Annotated in this window: 2 protein-coding genes; both read left to right on the top strand. The window is 73.2% G+C overall.

Going from position 1 to position 1,311, the window contains the following annotated elements; translation table 11 throughout:
• Window positions 1-366: 366 nt before the first annotated feature.
• Window positions 367-738 (top strand): cytochrome P450, encoded by a 372-nt coding sequence (locus QH283_RS25715; RefSeq protein ID WP_280505517.1) that lies wholly within the window; start codon window positions 367-369, stop codon window positions 736-738.
• 38 nt (window positions 739-776) lie between these two features.
• Window positions 777-1,311, top strand: a 535-nt coding sequence (locus tag QH283_RS30385; RefSeq protein ID WP_432420781.1) for an alpha/beta hydrolase, incomplete at its 3' end; no start/stop codon positions are given.

Raw genomic sequence — 1,311 nt, 5'->3', positions numbered from 1 at the left:
CCCCCCCCCCCCCCCCCCCCCCCCCCCCCCCCCCCCCCCCCCCCCCCCCCCCCCCCCCCCCCCCCCCCCCCCCCCCCCCCCGCGACTGTGATCGAGCACCCAGGAGTTGGGCGAACCGGGCGACAGGGAACTGTTCGGTCTCACTCGAGCATCCCGCGGGCAGGTCCGGCTTCCCCGGGGTGATTCGCGACGCGTCGACCTGTGCGGGTCGGCCATCGTCGATGCTCACGGGGACCGCTGCGCGGTGGGCTCACCGGGACCGCTGCGCGGTGGGCGTGGTGAAGAGCAGGCGTGCCGCGCGGGTGATGGTGCGGCGGATGTCGGCGATGTCGGCGGGCTCGGCCGCCAGCTCGAGCACGTGCAAGGATGGTGTTCGGCGATGACAGCTGTTCCCGATGTGTTCTCCCCCTCGGCATTGCAGGACGCCCCGGGGTACACCTGGAGCAGGGTGCGCGACTGATGCTCATGTGGGGCGCATCCAACCGTGACCCACGCGTCTTCGAAGACCCCGACCGGGTCGACCTCGACCGCGCCACACCGAACCGGCACCACAGCTTCGGGCGCGGCATCCACTTCTGCCTCGGCGCCCACCTCGCCCGCAAGGAAACCGTCCACGCCGTGCGCTGCCTGCTCGCCCACACCGAGGACATCACGCTCGACGACCCCGAACCCACCTACGTTCCCAGCTTGATCGTGCGCCGCCTGGCGCACCTGAACCTGACGGCGACGCCCGCGTGACCACCACACCGAAACCCGCTGCCCCGCGACACAGCTCGATGCCCACCTCCCGGCTCGACCAGTACCGGCTCTACCACCCCGACCTACGTCCGCACACGCTGGTACTGCCCCGGGAAACCGTCAGCGCCCCCACCCTGCCGCTCATGCGCCGACTCGTCGCACGCCGCCGCCCCCATCCCGCCGCGACAGTCGTCGACCTCGGCGACGGCGCCGGAGTCAGAGTGTTCGGCGACCCCGACGATCCGGCACCGGGCCCGGTGCTGCTGTGGATCCACGGCGGCGGCTACGTCTTCGGCAGCGCCACCCAGGACGATCGCTGGTGCCATCGGATCGCCGCCCGCACCGGGGTTCTCGTCGCATCCCCGGCGCTTTCCACGGCTTCGACGCGGTGGCGCCCGCCACCACCATCACCGGGGACCTGCGCCGCGACGTCCTGCACGCGATCCACACCGTGGCCGGGACGCCGCCGTCCCGTTGAATCCCGCGGCCTCGCACGGAGACGCTCCGCGCGCGGGCGGGACCCTCGGGCAGGATGTCGCGCACACGCCGGTAGCCGGTCGGCCGGTGTGGCAT

It is taken from the genome of Nocardia farcinica, assembly GCF_029867845.1.
Classification (GTDB): Bacteria; Actinomycetota; Actinomycetes; order Mycobacteriales; family Mycobacteriaceae; genus Nocardia; species Nocardia farcinica_A.
This window is presented reverse-complemented; position numbering and strand designations above follow the sequence as displayed.